The organism is Heliomicrobium gestii, assembly GCF_009877435.1.
Lineage (GTDB): Bacteria > Bacillota > Desulfitobacteriia > Heliobacteriales > Heliobacteriaceae > Heliomicrobium > Heliomicrobium gestii.
The window spans coordinates 259,499-274,947 of sequence record NZ_WXEX01000004.1; the positions used below are offsets into that span (position 1 = coordinate 259,499).

Annotated in this window: 12 protein-coding genes; 4 read left to right on the forward strand and 8 right to left on the reverse strand. The window is 59.4% G+C overall.

The features are described from left to right. Window positions 1–74: 74 nt before the first annotated feature. Window positions 75–734, reverse strand: coding sequence for an HAD family hydrolase (locus GTO89_RS06505; RefSeq protein WP_161261243.1), 660 nt, complete (start codon window positions 732–734; stop codon window positions 75–77). A 234-nt stretch (window positions 735–968) separates the two neighbouring features. Here GTO89_RS06505 and GTO89_RS06510 point away from each other — a divergent pair, with 234 nt between their 5' ends. Next, window positions 969–3,836 carry a PAS domain-containing hybrid sensor histidine kinase/response regulator gene (locus tag GTO89_RS06510; protein WP_161261244.1) on the forward strand — a complete coding sequence of 956 codons (2,868 nt, stop codon included), beginning with the start codon at window positions 969–971 and terminating at the stop codon, window positions 3,834–3,836. A gap of 100 nt (window positions 3,837–3,936) precedes the next feature. Continuing rightward, a complete protein-coding gene (locus tag GTO89_RS06515; RefSeq protein ID WP_161261245.1) occupies window positions 3,937–4,368 on the forward strand; it encodes a hypothetical protein in 432 nt (143 codons plus the stop codon). A gap of 189 nt (window positions 4,369–4,557) precedes the next feature. Here the strand turns inward: GTO89_RS06515 and GTO89_RS06520 are convergent, their stop codons facing one another. Next, window positions 4,558–5,472: a vanadium-dependent haloperoxidase gene (locus tag GTO89_RS06520; protein ID WP_235920276.1), complete on the reverse strand. Its 915-nt coding sequence runs from the start codon at window positions 5,470–5,472 to the stop codon at window positions 4,558–4,560. 252 nt (window positions 5,473–5,724) lie between these two features. On the opposite strand from GTO89_RS06520, the gene GTO89_RS06525 reads away from it, so the two are divergent. Further along, on the forward strand, window positions 5,725–5,925 hold the full coding sequence (locus GTO89_RS06525; protein ID WP_161261247.1) for a hypothetical protein: 201 nt from the start codon (window positions 5,725–5,727) through the stop codon (window positions 5,923–5,925). 19 nt (window positions 5,926–5,944) lie between these two features. Then, complete coding sequence (locus GTO89_RS06530; protein ID WP_161261248.1) at window positions 5,945–7,063, forward strand: FIST signal transduction protein; 1,119 nt, start codon at window positions 5,945–5,947, stop codon at window positions 7,061–7,063. 124 nt (window positions 7,064–7,187) lie between these two features. Here GTO89_RS06530 and phnD read toward each other — a convergent pair whose 3' ends face one another. From phnD to pyk, 6 genes are all read right to left on the reverse strand, one after another. Beyond that, on the reverse strand, window positions 7,188–8,882 hold the full coding sequence (gene phnD, locus GTO89_RS06535; protein ID WP_161261249.1) for a phosphate/phosphite/phosphonate ABC transporter substrate-binding protein: 1,695 nt from the start codon (window positions 8,880–8,882) through the stop codon (window positions 7,188–7,190). A 138-nt stretch (window positions 8,883–9,020) separates the two neighbouring features. Next, window positions 9,021–10,337: a phosphopyruvate hydratase gene (eno, locus tag GTO89_RS06540; protein ID WP_161261250.1), complete on the reverse strand. Its 1,317-nt coding sequence runs from the start codon at window positions 10,335–10,337 to the stop codon at window positions 9,021–9,023. Between the two features lie 89 nt (window positions 10,338–10,426). Then, the gene (gene tpiA / locus GTO89_RS06545; protein WP_161261251.1) at window positions 10,427–11,179 is read right to left on the reverse strand and encodes a triose-phosphate isomerase; all 753 of its coding nucleotides are present in this window, start codon (window positions 11,177–11,179) and stop codon (window positions 10,427–10,429) included. A gap of 30 nt (window positions 11,180–11,209) precedes the next feature. Continuing rightward, the gene (locus GTO89_RS06550; protein WP_161261252.1) at window positions 11,210–12,391 is read right to left on the reverse strand and encodes a phosphoglycerate kinase; all 1,182 of its coding nucleotides are present in this window, start codon (window positions 12,389–12,391) and stop codon (window positions 11,210–11,212) included. 1 nt (window position 12,392) lies between these two features. Continuing rightward, window positions 12,393–13,418, reverse strand: coding sequence for a type I glyceraldehyde-3-phosphate dehydrogenase (gap, locus tag GTO89_RS06555; protein WP_161261253.1), 1,026 nt, complete (start codon window positions 13,416–13,418; stop codon window positions 12,393–12,395). Between the two features lie 232 nt (window positions 13,419–13,650). Then, window positions 13,651–15,387, reverse strand: coding sequence for a pyruvate kinase (pyk, locus tag GTO89_RS06560; protein WP_161261254.1), 1,737 nt, complete (start codon window positions 15,385–15,387; stop codon window positions 13,651–13,653). Window positions 15,388–15,449 lie beyond the last annotated feature (62 nt).

The window sequence follows — 15,449 nt, forward strand, 5'->3', positions numbered from 1 at the left end:
ACCGAAAAAGTCAGCCGCTATAAAGGACCCTTGCGAGCGTCCTCCCCGTTTCCGCCGATCTGGCCGGTATCCCCCTATCGTTCGTCAATCACCTGAAAGATTTCCGAGGGATGGCCGATCAGCCGCTGCGCCCCGCTGGACAACAGCTCCCCGGCGGGACGAAAGCCCCAGAGGACGCCGATGGCCGCCATGCCGGCGCCGGTCGCCGTCTGCATGTCTGTGTTCGTATCGCCCAGGTAAAGGATGTCGGCAGGCGCGAACCGGAGGCGCTCGGCGATCTCCAAGGCGCCAGAGGGATCGGGCTTTTTCGGCACGGAGGGACGTTGGCCGAATACGATGGAAAAAGGCCGCTGCGGAAAATAATAATCGGTCATCTCCACGGTCCAGTCGTGGGGCTTATTCGATAAGACCGCCATCGGCAGGCCCCGCGACGCCAGTCCGTCGATCATGTCCACCACCCCTGCGTAGGGACCTGTTTTTACGGCCCAGTGCTGACCATATTCGGACTGCATCTCGGCCAGGCAGCGCCGTTGCGTCTCGTCGTCACAACAATCTTCGGGCAAGACGCGCTTCACCAGTGTCGCCAACCCGTCACCGACAAAGTAACGGTACGCATCGACAGGATGAACGGGAAAGCCGGCCCGGGCGAGCACACGGTTCATCGAATCGGCCAGATCGGCCAAGGTGTCGAGAAGGGTTCCATCCAGATCAAAGAGAACGGCCTTGTACGCCAATGAGGTCACTCCTTCTGCAAGTTGATCGATGATTCTTTTGTATTGGCGGCAGGCGCCGGGAATCCCTTTTCCCTTCCGGAAAAATGAGAACCCGGAAGTTTTTTCACAATTTTGCCCCTTTGTCTCCTTTTCCTCTTAAACGAAAGAAGAAAAATCTGTATAATGTAATTGCAATCGCAAAATACATGCTTCATCGGCAGACCGTACCTTATTGCCCGTAAGGCGGTGATCCTTTTGACGATTCCCCCGGGTTTATCGGAACCGCTCCTGGCGGTGGTGCGCCAATTCCCGTTAGCGCTGGCGGTGTTGGACCCCGATCAGACGATCCTCTTTCTAAATCCAGCCGCTGAAGGGCTGACCGGATGGGACAGCCAGACTCTAACCGGTCGCCGGAGCGATGATTTTTTTCAAGTCCAAGAGAAATTACCGACCGAACTGCCCGCCTACTGTGGCCGGATCGTCACCCCGGAGGGGGACTTCCGCGCCCTTTGCGCTCAGACCCATCCCTTCCAGGATGGCGATCGAAAACTGACGCTCGTGGTTCTGGAAGCGATTGCCGCCAATTGTGGATTTCCACCGTCGTTTGATGGCCTTTGCCATCATCTGTCTGGCCGGTATTTTACATTGCTCAAAGAGTGCAAGCAGATGGAGAAGACCCTTCGTGAGAGGGACCAGCGTTTTCGCGATGTGGAACGGGCCTTTGACGAGTTTATCTGGGAGATCGACGCGGAAGGCCGGTATACCTATGTGTCGCCGCAGATTCGCCTGATCCTGGGCCTTTCGCCAGAGGAACTGCTGGGTCAGTCGGTTCGGCAATACGTCTATCCCGATGATGTGGCCCACTTCTGGAACGGGTTTACCGAGGCCGCCGTCGCTAACGGGATCGTCCGCAGTCTGGAATACCGCCGGCGCTCGGCCGGCGGGGAGCTTCGCTGGCTGAGCGACAATGGCGTCCCCATCATCGACGACCAGGGGACTGTGATCGGTTTTCGCGGCGCCACGCTGGACATTACCAGACAAAAAGCGGCGGAAGCCGCCCTACGTGACAGTGAGGAGAGTTATCGCTCCATCGTCACCGCCATCGCCGAAGGTATGGTGGTCCAGGAACGGGATGGCCGCATCGTGTCCTTTAACCGAAAAGCGGAGACGATTTTGGGCCTGACACCGGACCAGTTGCTGGGACGGAGCCCCTACGACCCCCGCTGGCGCGCCATTCGAGAAGACGGATCGCCCTTTCCCGGGGAGGAACACCCCTCCATGGTTTCCTTGCGCACCGGAAAAGCCTGTCACAATGTCGTCATGGGCGTTCACAAGCCAAACGGCGAGATGTCCTGGATCCTGATCAATGCCGAGCCCCTCTACCGGCCCGGTGAAGATCTGCCCTACCGGGTGGTGGCGACCTTTACCGATATTACGGAACGGCGCAAGATTGAACAAAAACTGCTGGAAACAAGAGAACAGTTGAAAAACCTCTTCAACAGCCTGAACATCGTATTCTGGTCCTATGATGTGTCACGGGACCGCCTGTTGCAGCTTTCCCCTGCCTGCGAGGAACTCTTCGGCGTTCCCGCCAAGGTCTTTTTCGATCATCCCGCTCGGTGGGTTCAGGCGATTCACCCGGACGATCTGCCTCGCCTGCAGCGCATGGTCAAACGGGTTCTCCTCGGCAAAGCGGTTCAGGATGAGTTCCAGATCGTGCGCAACAACGGAGACACCCGCTGGGTGTGCGGTCATGTCATCGCGGTGATGGACAACGCCGGGACGGTCATCCGCCTCGACGGCATGTTGATGGACATCACGGAAAAGAAGGAGGTTGACGCCGAACTCCGAATCGCCAAGGTCCGGGCCGAAGAAGCCAGCTTGGCCAAGAGTTCCTTCTTGGCGATGATGAGCCATGAGATCCGCACCCCCATGAACGGGATCATCGGCATGAACGAACTGCTGCTGGGCACGCGATTGACGACAGAGCAGTTGGACTTCGCCCAGGCAGTCCAGGAGTCGGCGGAAAACCTGCTCACCGTCATCAATGACATCCTCGACTACTCCAAAGTAGAAGCCGGCAAGATGGAATTGGAATCCGTTGTTTTCGATCCCGTTCCCGTGATCGACGGCGTCGCCCGGCTGCTCCGCGGCAAGGCCCGCGAGAAGGGTCTCTCCATCACCACCGCCATCGCCGATGAAGCGCGCTTTTTCTTCCAGGGCGATCCGGGGCGATTGCGCCAGGTGTTGCTCAACCTCGTCAGCAACGCCGTCAAGTTTACCGAAAGGGGCGCCATTTCTATCCGGGTGTTTGCCCTCTCCGACACGGGGTCCCAGATCCCCGTCCGTTTTGAGGTGACAGACACGGGCGTCGGCATCGCGCCGGACGTTCGCGAGTGCCTCTTCCAGCCCTTCAGCCAGGGAAACACATCGATGACGCGCAAATACGGCGGAACCGGTTTGGGTCTGGCCATCTCCCGGCTCCTCGTCGAACTGATGGGCGGCAAGATCGGTGTGCAGAGCGCGCTTGGGGCAGGGTCCACCTTCTGGTTCACCCTGCCGATGCGAAAAAGCGCCACTTTGCCTGTCGAAACCTCCGAAATCCGCCGCAGGGCCCCCTCATCGCCGGTTCCCTATCTAACGCCTGAATCCCCCGCTTCCCCTCTTCATCTTCCTGCATATGTTCTCCCGGCCCATCTTCCCCCACCGCTTCCCCGCCTTTCCCAGGCGTCCATCCTCGTCGTGGAAGACAATCCGGTCAACCAGAAGCTGGTCACGGCGCTGTTGCGAAAAATGGGCCTATCGGTTCGCTGCGCCAGCACCGGATTGGAAGCCATCGATGCGTTAGGGGAAGAATCTTTCGCCGTCATCTTGATGGATTGTCAACTCCCTGAGTTAAACGGATTTGAAACGACCCAGGTGATCCGGGACAGTGAGATCGAAACGGGACTGCACATCCCCATCATCGCCATGACCGCCCTCTCCATGCCGGATGACCGGGAGCGCTGTCTGCTTGCGGGGATGGATGACTATGTGAGCAAGCCGATCGATCGAAAACAATTGGCGTCAGTGCTCCTCCGCTGGCTGCGAGTGGTCGGCGATGAAGAGACGGGAACAGATTAATATCGGCATCAGGGACTCTTTTGGGTTTGACAGCATGGCCGGCAACCTAAAGGAGTCTTTGTTTTCAGTTCATGATGATGGATAACAGGAGGGTGATCGTATGTTCCGAGGAAAAAACCCCAACCGTGTGCAAGTGGAACAATCAACCCATGACCGCTGTGTCCAGGCCGTCGCCGATCGCCTTATCGCCGAGGGGTACCAGGTGTTGGCTGACCATATTCACTGGGAACCTGGCGCGCCCCAAGAGGTCAGTCACTGTGTGCCCGACATCGTGGCCAAAAAAGGCGAGCAGACCACCATCTTTGAGGTGGAGACCTGCTCCACCATCGGCGACATCCACACCCGTGAACAGTTGGCCGCCTTTTCCCTGACCTACCCGACCGTGCTCGTCATCTCCCAAGACTGTCTCAGCCGCTTCCTTGAAGGCGGACCGGTGGAGCATGCGCGCAACCACTTAAAAAAATGGGGACTGAATAAGGTCACCCTGGCCTCTTTTGATTTTCAAACCCAAAAGCTTCAGATTCATCGGTAGCCGTCGTATGGATCGGACATGGGAAGAACCGATGCGCCTGAACATAACGAAAAAATCTCCATGGAGCCGTGCGGTGATCGCGCGGCTTCTTTCTTTTTACCCTTTTGTCGTACCGACCCTCCCAATTTAAAAAGCTGCTGATACCTCAGCAGCAGGCGCAGGTTAGGGCAAGGAATGGGATGGCGGATGTTACACGGGGACATGGGGTTTTCCTTGACCCCATGAGCACTCGGGCAGCAACGGCAAGTCACAGTCTCTCACCCGGGAGGGAAAGGGGATCACCTGTTCATAGGGAGGCGGGGGCAATTGGGCATTCCGGTTTTGCGTTACAGGAACATCGACAGCGGTTTGATTTTCGTCGAATTGCTTCGCCAGGATGTTCACGATGATTCGTCCGATTTGGCGTCCGAGCCTCAGCCCTTCGCTCAGATCAGCCGGGAAGTGAACACCCCCGTAGAGACGGGAAAGGGAGTCCTCCTCAGCCAGTTCCTGCAGCCGTTGTGACTCCGGCGGGAAGAAGTAGCTGAGGATCACCTCCGCCGTCCCAGCGACGACAGAGTGGCCCGATGGATAAGATGGAAACTTGGGTGTGCATATAAAGGTGACCAGTTTCTGATCCAGTTGATTGGGACGGGCGACATCCCACAGATATTTATAATACCAGGTCACGACAAAGGCATCGTTAATCCCTGATTGGACTGCCGCAAGCACTCGCGCCGCCCGTACCGGGGTAAAACCATAGGTATCTATCAATCGATCAATGATCGGCGTCCACTGTTTTGTCGCCGGACCATCCCCCCAATACTCGGCGATCTTCTTCTGCGTAGGTGTAAGGCTGGCCAGCGTTTGCTGGACGACGATCAACTGCTGATTAAAGTTGAAATTGTCCGGTTGCTGGATCTCAAAGGTAATGGGCACGCCATCGGGAGTCACAAATCGCCCCTTCGTATCGCGTCGCAAGAAAAACAATGGCCATGAACCGGCCGTAGGATCGACCCCTTCTGGCACCCGTTCTTCTCCGGCATAGGAAAGCTGCGACCACTGTCTCGGTAGATTTACGCTTTTCTGATGATAATGATGGGTATTTCCTACAGGCGTAGACATTTCAACCCTCCCCCTCATCCTGCTTATTGCATTACGCAATCACCATCGGCTTTTACTGCGAATTTAGGGATCGCTTTGTCCTTTGTCCTTTGTCCTTTTCATCCTTTTCATCGACGCTCTTGATCACTATAGTTCAACCTTGAAGAATTTGTTACCCGGCGTGCTGCCCTATGTACTAAATAAAATGATCATCATTCCCCTGTTCTACATAGCCTGATTATGATTACGCTGTGTAGAAAGGCGGATTGTGGTATGGCCGGAACCATTAAATGCATGATTGATGCCATCATCGCCAAGCGGTCGAGAGGCAACGCGACCATCGCCATGACGACCCGCACCAAGATTTTTCTGAAAGGCATCAACCCGGACATCTATAACATGTCATCCCCCGACGACCCCGCCGTCATCGAAAAACTGCGGGGCATCGCCCGGGATCTGGGCGTAAGTTTATAACAAAAAGGATGGTGCCTCCATGAATCTCGTCGCCGCGTCCCCTCTGGTCGATACGGCGTCAGCCGTCCGGGATATTCGCAACACCATCGATGACCAGGCGCTCGTCGTCTTTTTCGCTTCTTCCTGCCATGACCCTCACATCGCAGCCCGCCTGATGAAAGAGGCCTTCCCCCGCTCCACCGTAGTGGGTTGCACCACTGCCGGGGAGATCTGGTGCGATCCCCTTGCCGGAGTCGGAAAAATGGCCTCAAACCACCTGGTGGCCATGTCTTTTTCCGAAGAGATCGTCGGCCCTTTCCACGCGGAAGTGGTCGGTCAGTTAAGTCAATCCATCGATATCGCCCCTGCTCTGGCCGGCTTTGAACAGGCCTTCGGGATCCCCGTAGCCGCCATGGATCCCGATGAGTACCTGGGCATGATCCTGATCGACGGGTTGATCTGCTCAGAAGAGGCGCTGATGGAAAAACTCGGTGACACCTCTGACATCCTCTTCGTCGGTGGCTCTGCCGGCGATGATTTTAAACTGCAAGGGACCTACGTCTTTCTCGATGGGCAGGCGTACAACGATGCTGCCCTGTTGCTGGTGATGAAACCGAAGCGGAAGTTTCAGGCCATCAAAACGCAAAGCTTTACGATCCTGCCGCACAGGCTGCAGGTAACGGGCGCCTGCCAGCGCTCCGTTTCCCACTTCAACGGGCAACCGGCGGGGAAAGCCTATGCCGATGCCTTGGGCATTCCCTTGGAAAAGGCGCCGGAACAGTTCGTCGATCACCCGGTGGGCCTGATGATCGATGGCGAGCCCTATGTGCGCAGCCCTCAGAAGATCAATGACCAGGGCGGGCTCGATTTCTACTCTTCCCTTCTAGAAGGGATGGAACTGCGCATCTTGGAATCGCTCGATCCGATCGCCGATACGGAATCCGCGATCGCCGCCGCTCAGCAAGCCATGGGAGGGCTCTCCAGTGTCATTCTCTTCAACTGCGCCAACCGAACCGTCGACATGGAGCGACGTCGAATCACCGGGGAGTTTGAGGCGATGCTCGGCCGGTTGGGCGCGCCTGTGATCGGCTTTTCTTCCTATGGTGAGATGTATATCGGTCACATCAACCAGACGGCGACAATGATCGCCTTTGGATAGCCAGCCGTCGATTTAGAGATAAAGTGAAACAAAACGGGACTGACCCGCCTACGCGCCGGGTCAATCCCGTTTTTCATGCGAACCCTCTGCGGGAACGACTGCAATGCCATGGAAAGGCTCCGACCTACCGGCTGCTTTCGCGCAACACCTCCCGGATGATGTGGTAGTTCTCATCACGCGTGTCGATGAATCCTTGAATGGGTGACTCGGCCATGACCTGTCTCCCCCTGTCGGTGCGGGCGAGGGCCAGCAGACCTTCTTTCAGTCGGGTGACCTGTTCGCTGTTCAAGCCGCCCCGGGCGGCGATGCAGTCCTTGGGGATCGCCTCCGTCTCGGCCAGGCAGACCAGGTCGTCGACCGGCAGGCCGCGACGGCGGGCGTCGTCAAGGGCCTCGGAATAGGTGGCGCCGGCGGCGATATCGCCTTTCAGGACCGACTCTATGACACGGCTGTGGGTTCCCTGGAAGATGATCTCGCCCAAGTCCCGGTCCGGATTGAGCCCGGCTCGTCGCAGGAGCAGGCGCGGGTAGGCGTACCCCGAGGCGGACTGGGGATCGACGAAGGCCATTCGTTTGCCTTTCAGCGCTGTCAGGTTGGCGATGCCGCTTCCCTTGCGGGCGATGATATACCCCTTGTAGGAGGCATGTCCGTTGACGATGGGCGTGGCCAGCGGGATGACCCTTCCCTTTTCGGCTGCATTGACATAAGCCAGCGGAGAAAACCAGCCCACGTCGACGATCTCATCGATGAGGCAGTCAGCCAGGGCGTTATAGTCGGAGGCGATGAGGATGCGGGGCTGGACGCCGAGGTTGCGGCAGAGGGCGTCGATGACGGGCAGGTATTGCCTGCGAATGGCGTCAGGGCTTAGGGCGGGATTGATGCCGATGATCAGCTCGTCAGCCCGCTTCAACCGGGCCGCCTGTTTTTGCAGGTGATGGACATTGCTGTTAAAGCCTTCTGCCAGGTCCAAGAGTTTCCCGTGGTGTTTCTCCTGGTCACGGACGCGGTCGAGGATGTCCCGCATGCCATCACCGAGAGAGGCGAAAATGGCCGCCAGTTGTTCCGACCGATCGGCGTGCTGGGCGGTGGCTTCGAAGAGTTCCTTGTTCAGTTCCGTGATCTCGCCAAAGGTGTTCACCGTGTTGGAGAGCACCTCCCGTCCTGACCGGACATCGGCCACAACGGTGTTCAGTTGCTTGGAACTGAAGTCAGCGCCTGTCGCTACCGTATGGATGTCTTGTTTGATCTGATCGGCCGCTTTTTGAATCCCTTGGGCCGACTGGGCGCTTTTATCGGCAAGCTTGCGGATCTCATCGGCCACGACGGCAAAGCCTCGTCCCGCCGCGCCGGCGCGGGCCGCTTCGATGGAGGCGTTGAGGGCGAGGAGATTCGTCTTTTTGGCGATGTCGCGGGCTTCTCGGACAAAGCGGGCGATCTGTTCCGACTCCTCCCGCAGCTTTAAGGCCGCTCGCGCGTAAGCGAGGACATCGGTGGCGACCAATTGCAACAACTGCTCCGCCTCGGCGACTCGCCGCTCGCCCTCTCGCGCTTCCTCCAATCGGGATGCCGACAGTTCGGCCACTTGGCTCGCCCGTTCCTCGAGCAGCCGGGCGACGCTCGTCATCTCCTGCAACCGCGCCGAACCGTCGATCAGATCCTGGCCGTTGCGTTCCGTGATTTTGACAAGACTGCGGGCCACTTCCGCCGTTTCACCGACAGTCCATTTGACCTGGTGGGCGTCAAGGCCCAATTTTTCCGAGAGGGGCAGGATGTCGACCTTCAGTTCGACACCAGGCTGTGGGGGCATTGTCTCTTTCATCGTATTCGTTCCTCCAAGGTGGACAAAAAAAATGAGCCATGCCTGTCGCTTCTCTTCTGCCCGCATTCATGGATCTCGCTGCGATGAGGGGAGAATGTACGTCTGGCATGGCCCTGCAGGGGGTGCTGTATCTACCGTTTAGTACAGGATGCGCTTGGCGCGGCTGTCGACGAAATCGAGGTTGTAAAAGGTGGCGAGTCCGCGGTAGCAGGCCCGTTCGCCCAGTTCCTCTTCAATGCGCAACAACTGGTTGTATTTGGCCACCCGGTCGGTCCGGGAAGGGGCGCCGGTCTTGATCTGGCCGGCGTTGATCGCCACGGCCAGGTCGGCGATGGTGGTATCGTCGGTCTCACCGGAACGGTGGGAGACGACAGCCGTGTAACCGGCGCGGCTGGCCAGTTCGATGGCATCCAAGGTCTCTGTCAATGTGCCGATCTGGTTGACCTTGATCAGGATGGAGTTGGCCACATTGGCGGCAATGCCGCGGGCGAGTCGCTCTGTGTTGGTGACGAAGAGGTCGTCGCCGACAAGCTGCAGTTTTTTGCCCAGGGCTTGGGTGAGTTTGGCCCAGCCATCCCAGTCGTCTTCGGCGAGGCCGTCTTCGATGGTGATGATGGGGTATTTGGCGGCCAAGTCCTGGTAGAAAGCGATCATCTCGCCGGCGGTGCAGGTTGCCCCTTCGCCGGTGAGGATGTATTTGCCGTCTTTATAGAGTTCGGTGGCGGCCACGTCAAGGCCGAGGAAGACATCTTCGCCAGGGCGGTACCCGGCTTTTTCAATGGCTGTGACGATGACGGCCAAGGCTTCTTCGTTGCTCTTCAGGTTCGGGGCGAAGCCGCCTTCATCGCCAACGGCGGTGTTGAGCCCTTTGGCCTTGAGAACCCCCTTCAAGCTGTGGAAGATCTCGGCGCCCATGCGCAGGCCTTCGGAAAAACTGGTGGCGCCGACAGGCAGGACCATGAATTCCTGGATGTCCACGTTGTTGTCAGCATGAGCGCCGCCGTTGAGAATGTTCATCATGGGCACGGGCAGTTCCCGGCCGTTGATGCCGCCGATGTACTGGTAGAGGGGCAGGCCGAAGTAGGCGGCCGACGCTTTGGCGGCGGCCAGGGAGACGCCAAGGATGGCGTTGGCGCCCAGTTTGCTCTTGTTGGGCGTTCCGTCCAGTTCGATCAACCGCTGGTCGAGGGCAGCCTGGTCGGCGGCGTCCGTCTGATTCAGGGCCGGCTTGATGATGTCGTTGATGTTGGCGACGGCTTGGCGCACACCCTTGCCCAGGTAGCGGGATTTGTCGCCGTCGCGGAGTTCGACGGCTTCATAGGCGCCTGTGGAAGCGCCCGAAGGAACGGCGGCGCGGCCTTTGCTGCCGTCGATGAGCCAAACATCCACTTCCAGGGTCGGGTTGCCCCGCGAGTCGAGGATCTCTCTGGCTGCGATATCACTGATGAGCGTCATGATGCTTCCTCCATATTGGTGTAAATGCGCTTCCATGCTGTCTTGTCGCTTCTTCCTTCGGCTCGGTCGTGCCATGCCATGTGCCATCTCTACTGAGCGCCGTCGATAATCCCCTGAAAGTCGCCGGCCTTCAAGCTGGCGCCGCCGACAAGAGCGCCGTCGATGTCAGGACGGGAGAGCAGGCTCGCCGCATTGGCGGCTTTGACGCTGCCGCCATATTGGATGCGGAGGGCCTCTGCCGCCGACTTCCCGAATTCAGCGGCCACGGTGGCGCGGATATCGGCGATGACCTGCTGGGCGTCATCGTCGGAGGCCGTTTTGCCGGTGCCGATGGCCCAAACAGGCTCATAGGCGATCACCAATCCGGCCACCGCCTCGGCGGTCAATCCCGCCAAAGCGCCGCGGGTCTGGGCGGCGACGATGGCTTCCGTCTCTCCGGCTTCCCGCTGGGCCAGCGTCTCGCCGACACACACGATGGGGATTAAGCCATGGGTCAAGGCGGCCTTTGCTTTGACGTTGACCTGTTCATCGGTCTCCCCAAAATACTGGCGCCGTTCCGAGTGACCGACGATCACGTAGGCGCAGCCCACATCTTTGAGCATCGCCGGCGAAACCTCGCCGGTGAAAGCCCCCTGTTCTTCCCAGTGCATGTTCTGCGCGCCCAGGGCGATGGGGCTGTCTTTGATGATGGCCGCCACGGCGGCCAGGGCCGTAAAGGGCGGGCAGAGAACAATCTCCGCCCGTGGCTCCCCTTGCTGTTTTTTTAACGCCTCAGCCAGTTGACGGGCCTCAGCGATGGTCTTGTGCATCTTCCAGTTGCCAGCGATGATGGGTCTGCGCATGTGCTGCTCCGCTTCCCTTCAAATCAAAAATTATTTATCCCGCAGAACGGCCACGCCGGGCAGGGTCTTGCCTTCCAGGAATTCGAGGGAGGCGCCGCCGCCGGTGGAGATGTGGCTCATCCGCTCGGCCACACCGACCTTGTTGACGGCCGCGACCGAATCGCCGCCGCCGATGACAGTGATGCCCCGGCACTCCGCCATAGCCCGGGCGACGGCTTCCGTCCCCTTGGCAAACTCGTCGAATTCAAAGACGCCCATGGGTCCGTTCCACAGCACGGTGGCGGCCTCTTTGACCACATTCGCATAAAGGCGCGCCGTCTCGGGGCCGATGTCGAGGGCCATCCAGCCGGGCTCGATGGCGTTGACGGGAACGGTTCGCTGGGGGGCGCTCGCTTCGAAGGCCTGGGTGACGACGACATCGGTGGGCAGCAGCAGGTTCACCTTTTGCGCCTTCGCCCGCAGGATCAGTTCGCCGGCCAGGTCCACCTTGTCGGTTTCGACGAGGGATGTGCCCGTCTCATAGCCGAGGGCGCGCAGGAAGGTGTTGGCCATGCCGCCGCCGATGATCAAGCTGTCCACCTTGGCTAAGAGGTTCTCAATGACGCCGATCTTGTCAGAGACCTTGGCGCCGCCGATGACGGCGACGAAGGGCCGCTCGGGCTGGGTGACGGCCTTGCCGAGCATGGCCAGTTCTTTTTCCATCAAGAACCCGGCCACCGCCGGCAAGTGCTCAGCGACGCCGGCGGTGGAGGCGTGGGCGCGATGGGCGGTGCCAAAGGCGTCGTTGACATAGATGTCCGCTAGGCCGGCCAGGGCTTTGGCATAGGCCTTGTCGTTCTTTTCCTCTTCCTTATAAAAGCGCACGTTTTCCAGCAGGAGCAGGTCGCCCTCTTGCATGGAAGCCACAGCCGCCTCGACCTGCGGTCCGATGGAATCATCGACCTTGGTCACCGGCTTGCCGAGGAGTTCGGCGAGGCGCTGGGCCACCGGGGTGAGACGAAACTCGTCGACAGGCTGCCCTTTCGGGCGACCCAGGTGGGAGGCGACGATCACCCGCGCCCCCCTTTCAATCAGGTATTGCAGTGTCGGCAGGGTCATACGGATGCGCGTGTCATCGGTGATGACCCCCTTTTTCAGGGGGACGTTCAGGTCTTCCCGGACGAGGACGCGCTTGCCCCGCACATCGATATCGCGAAGGGAGATCTTCTCCATCTTAGAGCCCCTTTGCGGCCATCAGGAGGGCCAGGTCGACGACGCGGTTGGAGTAACCCCATTCGTTGTCATACCAGGAGACAACCTTGGCCATTTTGCCGTCGAGAATCATCGTGGAAGGCGCGTCGACAATGGAGGAATGGGGGTTGCCGTTGAAGTCGCGGGAGACGAGGGGTTTTTCACAGAAGGCCAGGATGCCTTTCAGGGGACCTTCAGCGGCAGCCTTCAGGGCGCTGTTGATGGCCTCTTCGGTGGCCGGTTTTTCCAGTTCGACGACCAGATCGACGACAGAGACGTTCGGGGTAGGCACGCGCATGGCGAAGCCGTTCAGCTTGCCTTTCAGTTCCGGCAGGACGAGGGCGACGGCCTTGGCGGCGCCGGTGGTGGTGGGGATGATCGACTGGCCGGCGGCGCGGGCGCGGCGCAGATCGCTGTGGGGCAGGTCGAGGATGCGCTGGTCGTTCGTGTAGGCGTGGACCGTCGTCATCAGGCCGCGGACAATGCCAAACTGCTCGTGAAGCACCTTGGCGAAGGGGGCCAGGCAGTTGGTGGTGCAGGAGGCGTTGGAGACGACATGGTGGTTGGCAGGGTCGTATGTATGGTCGTTGACGCCCATGACGATGGTGGCGTCGATGTCTTTGCCGGGCGCAGAGATGATCACTTTTTTCGCGCCAGCCTGGATGTGCTTGGCTGCGTCGGGACCCTTGGTGAAACGGCCCGTCGATTCGACGACGATATCGACGCCAAGCTCTTTCCAGGGCAGTTTGGCGGGGTCTGTTTCGGCGCAGACCTTGATCTGGATGCCGTTGACAGAGATCGCCTTATCGGAAACGGTCACTTCATAGGGAAGTTCGCCATGGACGGAATCATACTGGAGCAGGTGGGCCAGCGTCTCAGGGCTCGTCAGGTCGTTGAGGGCGACGATCTCCACGTCGGAGCCGGCTTTCAGCATGTCCCGTTTCAGCATGGCGCGCAGCACGTTGCGGCCGATCCGGCCAAATCCATTGATGGCAATTTTCGTAGTCATTTTTACATTCCTCCGCATCATTTTGTTTGTTTTGGCTAGGGAAAAGGTTCTCTCAGCTACGGGCTTTTTACAGGTAACCGCTTTTATGAAATAAAAGGTTTTAGAAAAGTGAGCAGGCGCGAAGAATGGATCTCTGATCCATTCAACGGCCTGCTCAAAACCTCCGGGGCCTCATGTCAAGTTGATGATCATCGAAGCAAGGGGCATCGAGCAGGCATCTCAACTTTTATCCTTACAGGACTTTGGCCGCCCCTCTGTAGATGAGGCCGCGCCGTCCGTCGACGGTGATCGTCTCCCCTGTTTCAAACAACGATAGAGCCTTGTCAACACCGACGACAACGGGGATGCGATACTCCAAAGCCATGATGGCCGCGTGAGAGGTGAGACCGCCTTCCTCACAGACGATGGCGGCGGCATCTTTCAGGTACGGCACATACTCGGCGTCAGTGCCGACGGCGATCAGCACTTCCCCTGCTTGCAACGCCGTCGCTTCGGCAACGCTCCGGACGACTCTCACCATGCCCGTCACCGCTCGGGAGACGATGCCGGTGCCCCGGGCCGCCGCCTTGCCGACGGTGTGGACCTTGAGCAGGTTCGTCGATCCTTGTACACCGACAGGGACGCCGGCGGTGATGACAACGAGGTCGCCGCCCTGGATCAGGTCATGCTCGACGGCCACGTTGACAGCTGTCGCCAGCATGCGGTCCGTGTCGGTCAGGTGGACCGAGGGCAAGGGGATGACGCCCCAGACAAGGGCCAAGCGGCGCATGACCGACGGTTCGGGGGTGACGGCGACGATGGGCGACTGAGGACGGTAGCGGGCGATCATGCGAGCCGTATAGCCGCTGACGGTGACCGTGAGGATGGCCGCCGCCTCCAACTGGGCAGCGGTGACGCAGACGGCCTGGCCGATGGCGTCGGTGACGCTGGTCCGGCCGTTGTGGATCGTCTGGTTGCGGTGCAGCGACGCTTCCGCCCGCCGGGCGATGCGGTCCATCGTCTGCACGGCGATGACGGGGTATTTGCCGTTCGCCGTCTCGCCGGAGAGCATGATGGCGTCAGTGCCGTCGAAGATGGCGTTGGCCACGTCGCTCGCTTCGGCGCGTGTCGGCCGGGGGTTGTTGATCATCGAGTCCAGCATCTGGGTGGCTGTGATCACCGGCTTGCCGAGGCGGTTGCATTCACTGATGATCGACTTTTGCAGGATCGGCACTTCTTCGGCAGGGATCTCGACGCCCAGGTCGCCCCGGGCGACCATGATGCCGTCAGAGGCCTGGATGATCTCGTCGAGGTTATCGACCGCTTCGCTGCTCTCGATCTTGGAGATGATCTCGATGTTGGCGCCCGCTTCCTCCAGGATCTTGCGGATGGCCAGCACGTCGGCGGCCTTGCGGACGAAGGAGGCGGCGATGAAGTCGACCTTCTGTTCGATGCCAAAACGGATGTCGGCGATGTCCTTCTCGGTGACCGAGGGCAGGTTGATCGAGATGCCGGGCACATTGACGCCTTTTTTATTGGAGACCTTGCCGCCGTTGAGGACTCGGCAAATGACGTCATTGCCCTCGACGGCCTCCACCAGCAGTTCCACGAGGCCGTCATCGACCAGGATGCGAACGCCCGGCGACACATCCTTCGGCAGGTCGGTGTAGGTGACAGAGACCTTTGATGCGTCGCCGACGATCGGTTCCGTCGTCAAGGTGAAGCGCTGTCCCGCTTCCAAAAAAATCGGCGGGGCGGCGAAATCGCCCGTGCGGATCTCGGGACCTTTCGTGTCGAGCAGGATGGCCACGTTTTCACCCATTTCGGCGGCGATCCGGCGGATGGTCTCCATGCGGCGTCCATGTTCCTCATGGGAACCGTGGGAAAAGTTGAGGCGGGCCACGTTCATGCCGGAACGGATGATCTCCCTCAGCGTGTCTGGGTGTTCGCTGGCCGGCCCGATGGTGCAAACGATTTTTGTTCTTCGCATACGATACCTCTTTCGCAATGGCGCTTGGTGGCTGGCAACCGGTACGCTTTTACGCCATGGAC

Excerpts from the sequence above, each read along its gene's own strand:
- GTO89_RS06515 (WP_161261245.1), top strand. The coding sequence starts at position 3,937 with ATGTTCCGAGGAAAAAACCCCAACCGTGTGCAAGTGGAACAATCAACC.
- GTO89_RS06520 (WP_235920276.1), bottom strand. The coding sequence starts at position 5,472 with ATGTCTACGCCTGTAGGAAATACCCATCATTATCATCAGAAAAGCGTA.
- GTO89_RS06525 (WP_161261247.1), top strand. The coding sequence starts at position 5,725 with ATGGCCGGAACCATTAAATGCATGATTGATGCCATCATCGCCAAGCGG.
- GTO89_RS06530 (WP_161261248.1), top strand. The coding sequence starts at position 5,945 with ATGAATCTCGTCGCCGCGTCCCCTCTGGTCGATACGGCGTCAGCCGTC.
- phnD (WP_161261249.1), bottom strand. The coding sequence starts at position 8,882 with ATGAAAGAGACAATGCCCCCACAGCCTGGTGTCGAACTGAAGGTCGAC.
- eno (WP_161261250.1), bottom strand. The coding sequence starts at position 10,337 with ATGACGCTCATCAGTGATATCGCAGCCAGAGAGATCCTCGACTCGCGG.
- tpiA (WP_161261251.1), bottom strand. The coding sequence starts at position 11,179 with ATGCGCAGACCCATCATCGCTGGCAACTGGAAGATGCACAAGACCATC.
- GTO89_RS06550 (WP_161261252.1), bottom strand. The coding sequence starts at position 12,391 with ATGGAGAAGATCTCCCTTCGCGATATCGATGTGCGGGGCAAGCGCGTC.
- gap (WP_161261253.1), bottom strand. The coding sequence starts at position 13,418 with ATGACTACGAAAATTGCCATCAATGGATTTGGCCGGATCGGCCGCAAC.
- pyk (WP_161261254.1), bottom strand. The coding sequence starts at position 15,387 with ATGCGAAGAACAAAAATCGTTTGCACCATCGGGCCGGCCAGCGAACAC.